Annotated in this window: 6 protein-coding genes and 1 pseudogene; 4 read left to right on the top strand and 3 right to left on the bottom strand. The window is 45.0% G+C overall.

From position 1 onward, the window contains the following. Nucleotides 1–185: 185 nt before the first annotated feature. The 3 genes and pseudogenes from MUN53_RS17930 to MUN53_RS17920 form a co-directional block, all read right to left on the bottom strand. Nucleotides 186–1,394, bottom strand: a complete 1,209-nt coding sequence (locus tag MUN53_RS17930; RefSeq protein ID WP_005816149.1) for a putative resistance-associated DNA invertase — start codon at nucleotides 1,392–1,394, stop codon at nucleotides 186–188. Nucleotides 1,395–1,482: 88 nt separating this feature from the next. Beyond that, entirely contained in the window at nucleotides 1,483–1,980 is a 498-nt protein-coding gene (locus MUN53_RS17925; protein WP_005816141.1) for a lysozyme family protein, read from the bottom strand. A 53-nt stretch (nucleotides 1,981–2,033) separates the two neighbouring features. Beyond that, a pseudogene (locus tag MUN53_RS17920) lies at nucleotides 2,034–3,617 on the bottom strand (type IV secretory system conjugative DNA transfer family protein); the annotation flags it as partial. Between the two features lie 922 nt (nucleotides 3,618–4,539). Here MUN53_RS17920 and MUN53_RS17915 point away from each other — a divergent pair. From MUN53_RS17915 to MUN53_RS17900, 4 genes are read left to right on the top strand one after another with little or no spacing between them, the layout of a single operon-like run. Continuing rightward, on the top strand, nucleotides 4,540–4,839 hold the full coding sequence (locus tag MUN53_RS17915; protein ID WP_243326767.1) for a helix-turn-helix domain-containing protein: 300 nt from the start codon (nucleotides 4,540–4,542) through the stop codon (nucleotides 4,837–4,839). Further along, nucleotides 4,839–5,558 carry a BrxA family protein gene (locus MUN53_RS17910; RefSeq protein ID WP_243326766.1) on the top strand — a complete coding sequence of 240 codons (720 nt, stop codon included), beginning with the start codon at nucleotides 4,839–4,841 and terminating at the stop codon, nucleotides 5,556–5,558. Before MUN53_RS17915 ends, MUN53_RS17910 begins: the two co-directional genes overlap by 1 nt. A gap of 8 nt (nucleotides 5,559–5,566) precedes the next feature. Continuing rightward, nucleotides 5,567–6,118, top strand: coding sequence for a hypothetical protein (locus MUN53_RS17905; protein WP_243326765.1), 552 nt, complete (start codon nucleotides 5,567–5,569; stop codon nucleotides 6,116–6,118). 13 nt (nucleotides 6,119–6,131) lie between these two features. After that, nucleotides 6,132–6,404: a hypothetical protein gene (locus MUN53_RS17900; protein WP_243326763.1), complete on the top strand. Its 273-nt coding sequence runs from the start codon at nucleotides 6,132–6,134 to the stop codon at nucleotides 6,402–6,404. Nucleotides 6,405–6,492: the final 88 nt, after the last annotated feature.

Genomic DNA, 6,492 nt, shown 5'->3' with positions numbered 1-6,492 from the left:
GTGGCTACATATTGATGTTGTGCTGTTGCTTTTTACTGAAAGCTGCTACTAACGACTCATAAATCTACCCTTAATCGTGTATTGGATGATAGTTGCGGATTTTAGGTTTATTATAGTTGCGGTATCACACCGCAATACAATAGTTATAAATATTGAAATAAAGGTGCAGTGAGACGCTGCACCTCCTAAAGAGAATTGATGATGAGATTGTTGGCGTTGTCAACGACAGAGGTGTCCAATGAGGAGAGGTATATCTGTGTGGTTTTCTCGGAGTCATGCCCCAATGCCTCGCTGATAGTAGATACGGGCACGTTCTTGCTCTTGGCTATGCTTGCCCAGGAGTGGCGGGCTACGTAGGTGGTCAGGGGTACGGACAGGCCTATCATTTCTCCGATTTTCTTCAACTGCTTGGTGATACGGCTATAGGCATTCTTGTACTGTCTCCAGAATATGGCTCCCTCTCCTTTTGCTATAGGGAGCAGGTAGGGAGAATCATCTGTTTTGTACTTCGCCACTATCTCCTGCATGGCAGGTTCCCATTTGATGTGCAACTGTTGTGAGGTCTTCTGACGGCGGTAAATGAGCGTACTGCCATGCAGATTGCTTGGTGTAAGTTGTGCCATATCGATGAACGACATCCCACGGGTATAGAAACTGAACAGGAACATATCCCTTGCAAGCTCCAAACGGGGGTTCAGACTCAAGTCCAGCTCTTTCAGTTGCTTGATGATTTCCAAGGGGAGTGCCCGCTTGACGGTCTTGTCGATGCCGGTATATACATGCTTGAACGGTGAGGAAGAGATGACCAGTCCGTCATCTACGGCATGATTGTAGATGGTGCGCAGGTTGCGGATGTAGAAAGAGGTGGTGTTGCGGCACAGTCCGCTGTCTTTCAGCCACTGTTCATAGCCTTGTATCGTTGTCCCATCGACTTCCTCCAATGGCACATCGCCTCCTTTCAGGTAACGCTGGAGGCTGTTGAGGGTGGTTTTGTACCTTGCTACCATCCGCTTCTTGCCGATGCGTCTCAGTTTTTCGTTCAACTCCAGCGTATAGCCGATAATGCCATGTAATTCTTTTCCCTCATGGAAGTTGTCAACGACGGTGTCTGCTGTATATGACTGCCCTTCCTTGTCCAACCGTGCAATGACCAACAGCAGTTTCTTCCTGTCAGCATCCAATGTATCTTTCAAGGAAAGAAGATAGGCTTGACGTTGTGGAGTGACGGAAGTTGGCAAAATGATGTTTGAATGGTCCGCATCCCACTCTGAGGAATAGATTCTGTACTCTGTATGGATCTGACGTGCCACACGATTGTGTATCACCTGATAATACAGGCGACCCTCTTTCTCTTGAACAGATGATGTTCTGAACTTTAATTTGATGGATGCCATAATGCTCTGACTTTAACATTGAAATTGCAATTATTACCTTTATATATAATATAAGTGACAGACAAACAGGTATAGGAGGGATGGTGCCTCACCGCTCGGCATACAACAGCTGATATTCCACCCACCTCCGTTTCCTAATGGATGCCACTGCTTTTCCCCTCCATTTGCAATAGCTCAGATAGAGTGGCAGGATGTCCCTGTCGCCACGTTCCAATCGGGTGAGCAGGGACGCTTTCGGGTATCGTCCATTGCCTAACAACTTGGCTGGTCCAATCTGGTACGAGAGGGTGGCAAGCAGATAAGCATCCCTGCCATAACGGGCATATAGGCGCAGGTGCCGGAGGAGGTCTGTCCGTAACAGCAAATCTGCACGCTGACGTGTCAGTGTTTTCGGGAAACGCTCTCCCTTCTGTAGCTGGTGACCATAGCCCACATAGCCCGGTGTGGTCTTTGGGTCGTGCCAACCCTCGAAGTGTTTGGTAATGGCTACCATCCGTTCAAACAGTGCCCTGTCAATGGTTTGGCTTTGACAGGGCACGCTACAGATGGCCAACATGCTCAATAGTACGATGATGTATCTTCTCATTACATTATTTTATATAGGAGGTGCGATGTCTCACCGCACTCTAATCAATATCACTACATCATAGTGCGGAACTGCTGAATCTCTTTAATCATGGCTTTCACGTCCTCCCCAACCTGAACGAAGTTCTTGTAGAGGATGCGCTCTCGCTCTTCTTTCGACTTGAACTTATAGAACTTAGGGAGAGGGACATACTCCGATTCCTCCTTCTTTATTTCCGTCATATCGAAGTCGGTCTTGCAGTAGAACTTGGATGTCTTGAACTCCTCGCTCTCCTGGATGTTCATGCTTCCGTTCATCCCGGTCTTGGTGACTACGAAGTCACGGGCGGTCTGTCCACATATCCAACCTGTGGGCATATCGGAGATTTTGCTTGCAGGCACCAGGCTGTCCATATTCTCATTGAGGTTGATGGAGGTCTTGTCACGGTCGATGGTCACGCCCTTTTTGAGTTGCACTACTTTACCGAAGATGTCACTCGACAGCCATTCGAGGGTTTCCTTGGCTCTTGCCGAACCGCTCACCACATTGCCCACGGTGGTGATGATTTTCTGCATACCCACCTTGCCATAATCGGCTTCCAACTGCGGAAGTTCCTGAAAGCCAAGTGCCACGCTCACCTTGTTGCTTCGGGCTGTGCCTATCAGTCGGTCTATCTTGTGGAAATACAAGGTCGGCAACTCATCGACGATGATGCTGACAGGAACGTTCTTGCCCTGTCCTGTATTCACCCTCGTTACAAGGCGGTTGAGAATCAAGGCATTCAGTGCACCGATGATGCTCTCCATCTCGGGGTCGTTGGCAATGAGCAGATAACTTGGATTCTTCGGGTCACTGACCTTCAGGTCGAAGTCATCGCCGTCCTTGTGGAATATCCAGTAAGATTCCTTGGTGGCGAGACGGGAGGTATAGACACGTAGCGTGCCAATCATACCTTCCAACTGCTCCATGGCTTTGTTGGCAAAGGCAGTCTGGAACGGGCCAAGCAAGGGGGCTACCTCGTTGTCGGTCTGAAGTACCTCGAAGATGGTCTGATAACTCTCATTGAGGAACGATAGGATATGTGGCATGTCGCTGTACTTGCCCAACCAATAAGCGGGCTGCACCTCCGCGCCCGAATGGTCGAACACCCGTCCTGTGGGTATCAGCCTTTTCGTCTTTGGGTCTTCACGCCGCTCGGCAATCAGCATCTTTCCGTCCTTGTCGTAGGGCTCCTTGCCGTAGTTGCAGAAGAAATAGATGCAGGCGGCAAGGAAGTTGACGGCAGAGGTCTGGAAGAACTGGTCGCTGCCACCGCCGCCTTCCTTCTTGCCTTTTTGCAGGGATTCAAGCAGGGTCTCGGCGGTCTCGCTCGCTGCGGCAAGGTTGTTGATGTACTTCAACTGGATGGGGTTCACACGGCGCGAATACTCCACATCCACAAAGTTGATGATGTTGAACTTCATGCCATGGGGCATCTTGCTGTCCTTGGCATTCTTGTTCTTCAAGTAATGATAGTAGAGTTTGGTGGCGAGAGTGGGAAACTTATAGTCGTACACCACCATGGCAAAGCCCTTCTCGCTGTGCTGCCTGATAAACGGCTCGATGATGGAGAAGGTCTTACCAGAACCAGGAGTACCCACAACCCATGTGCCACGGAACGTGGGACTTGGGTACTATTTAACGTGTTGATAATCAGCTAAACGTAAATGAGAAAAATTGCTGATGTTCCCAACGTGTTCCCGATATTTTGACGTTAACGGAATTTAGTTTTTTAACGTCCGTTGGAGGTAGTTAGCGTTCAAAAACGCATATTCAAAGAACTAAAAATGATGCTCTAAATTTGGTTCTGGTTTTGTGGGCAAAATTAAATCAAGTGAAAGTGTTAGAACTCACATCTAACTGAATGCAAAGGTACACATTTTTCCCCAAATAAAAGAAAAGTTTCCCAAGAATCTGCTTTGGATGTGGCATTTTCTTTACTATCTGCCCAAAGTGACAGATGGATCATGCATCTTTGACAAAAGGGAAAGGAAGATTTGAATGGATGATGATGACCTCACTCCAGTTATCACATCATATTGAGTCAGCTTCAAAACAGAAAAGGGGGGTCCAAATCAGACCGGGGTTACAAGAAACTCCATGCTATTCCAAAAGTCGATAACGATTCGTTATTGAGATTGCTATCAAGCCTGGCTCTGACAACAAGATAGGATAAGGTAGTTTGAAATTACCCTATCCCTTACCTCATTTCTTACCCATGTGCCATTTTTAGCGGTACTTGGGCAAGATGCCAATATGCTGAAAATCAAGTGATGTTTTGAATGGCAAGAAAAGAATGTTCCCAACTTGTACCGTCCTATCATGATTCCATCCCAAAACAGAGTTCTGGAGTCCCTGATTTAGGGAGTCGTGTATGGTATCGTAAAACGCGATAATTGGTATAAATTGACTTTCGATTTCTGCGTTTTTATGAAAATTTTCATCAAAAAGCAATAAATTTATTAAATAATGGCAAGAAATTGCCTAAATCTGGAAAATTATTATTATATTTGCGCCAAAATATTTATATTAATAATGTATATGGCTGAGAAGACAACAAAGTTAGCTGATAAATTATACTTACTACGTGCTGAACGGCGCTTGCAGTCTAAGGACGTAGCATCTGTAATTGGAGTCGAACCTCCAATGTACAGTCGTATCGAGAAAGGCGAACGAAACATCAAGCCGGAACAACTCCAAAAGTTGGCTGAGTTCTATCAGATCGACATCGAAGAACTACATGCCCTTTGGCTGGCTGATAAAGTATGTGAGGTCGCAACAGGTATGCCAGCAGAAGTCACTAAAAAGGCTATATCAATCGTAAACAAAGAACTCGAATAATGGCACAGAAATATGATTCAGGAGTAAATATCATGGGTAGCATACCTGACTACAACGTGATGCTCGACTACATTAGCGATACCTATGGTGTCACTAATGGAAGTACTGGTGCCTTTGAGTTTCGATCAGAAAAGTCTTTCAAGAGATTTGTTGCTGCTATTGAATCTTGTATTTTAAGATTTGAGAATGACGAGCACAAGAAGATGTTCTTTGAGGCAATCGGCAATAAGGAGTTCTCTATCCAAGAACGTCTTATTGTGCTGTTCTGGCAGCTTACCTACTCAAATAAACTCTTCTCACGAATATCGGCAGAAGTGTTTATGAAGGCTGTGTATTCTGGTCGTGTCACCATCCTTGCAGAAGAAATTACAAGTTTCCTTCGTCACATCAAAGAAACAGAACCAGGAGAACTTCAATGGAGCGAAGACACATTGAAGATTTCGGGAAGCAAGTATCTGACCATTCTCAAAAAGATAGGATTGGCAGATGGTGCAATAAAAAAGACTATCGTCCATCCTGTTATCACATCAAACCTGTTTGTCTATTTCATTAGATTTGTTCAGCAGGTTGTACCAGGGGACAAAACACTTCACAACCCTTATATGATATTTGCGTTCAATGAAGAGCAAAGCATCATAGCAAGATTGAAGAAGATTGAGAACATTCAATACTGGGACATTGCTCAGGTGGGAAGTGAAATATCAATAGACATAAAATAACCAAGAACATGGCATCCAATTATATACAAGACCACAACCGACTTTTCGGAGATCTCACGGCTGCACTAAGCCGTGACCTTGCTCGTTTGTCATCTGAGGCAAACGGTGGTCGAAGCATTCTCTTTGTTTATCCTCCAGAGGATGAAGAAAAGTACATTGAAGAAGCTAAGAAACGCTATACAGATGGCTATGAGTTCATAGACCTTCGTGAGTTGTTCACAGAGTTTGTCGATTCCAAAGGACTTGACAAATTCAAGAGACAATTCAAGAATATGGGTACCGAAGTCTTTGTTAGCCAGAACTATTCAGAAGGCACATTCTACTCACATCTAATGAAGCGTGTTGTGGAAGTGTCATCAAAGGGTGTCTCACCTGTGTTGGTTCATACTGGAGTTATTTACAAAATGGGATTCTCGAACCAGAATATCATGGAGGATCCAAACGTAATGAAGTTCCAAAAGCCATTGGTGTTCTTCTATCCCGCGACTTTGAAAAACGATACAATATACTTCCTTGACAAACAGCCAGCCTCCAAGTACCGCTGTGTAGTTGTCATCTAACACTTATATCATCATGACAAAGATTAAAGACATACTCTCCATCCACTTGGAGGAAGACATAAAGAGTGTCATCGACCTCAATCAGCAAGATGAGCAAAGTGTCATCGACGAACTTGATGGCTTCATCTTGACAGAAAGTCTTGCCAAACACCTTGCAGATTTCTGCGACTTCTACACCTCGAATACTGCACAGCCAGGACTCTGGTTGAGTGGATTCTATGGCTCTGGTAAGTCATACTTCTCAAAGATGATTGGTTTCTTGTTCCTTAATTCCGCAACACTATAATTTAACTTTATTTATAAGTTCCTGAGCAACAAAAAGTTGCCCAGGATTTTGCCATGTCAGAATTTTCACTTATCTTAGTGTTGCAAAA

Source organism: Parabacteroides faecalis (assembly GCF_022809355.1).
Taxonomy (GTDB): domain Bacteria; phylum Bacteroidota; class Bacteroidia; order Bacteroidales; family Tannerellaceae; genus Parabacteroides; species Parabacteroides faecalis.
Note: the sequence above shows the minus strand (reverse complement) of the source record. Positions and strands in the feature narration are given on the sequence as shown.

Coding starts and splice junctions, on each gene's coding strand:
- MUN53_RS17930 (WP_005816149.1), bottom strand. CDS start 1,394: ATGGCATCCATCAAATTAAAGTTCAGAACATCATCTGTTCAAGAGAAA.
- MUN53_RS17925 (WP_005816141.1), bottom strand. CDS start 1,980: ATGAGAAGATACATCATCGTACTATTGAGCATGTTGGCCATCTGTAGC.
- MUN53_RS17915 (WP_243326767.1), top strand. CDS start 4,540: ATGGCTGAGAAGACAACAAAGTTAGCTGATAAATTATACTTACTACGT.
- MUN53_RS17910 (WP_243326766.1), top strand. CDS start 4,839: ATGGCACAGAAATATGATTCAGGAGTAAATATCATGGGTAGCATACCT.
- MUN53_RS17905 (WP_243326765.1), top strand. CDS start 5,567: ATGGCATCCAATTATATACAAGACCACAACCGACTTTTCGGAGATCTC.
- MUN53_RS17900 (WP_243326763.1), top strand. CDS start 6,132: ATGACAAAGATTAAAGACATACTCTCCATCCACTTGGAGGAAGACATA.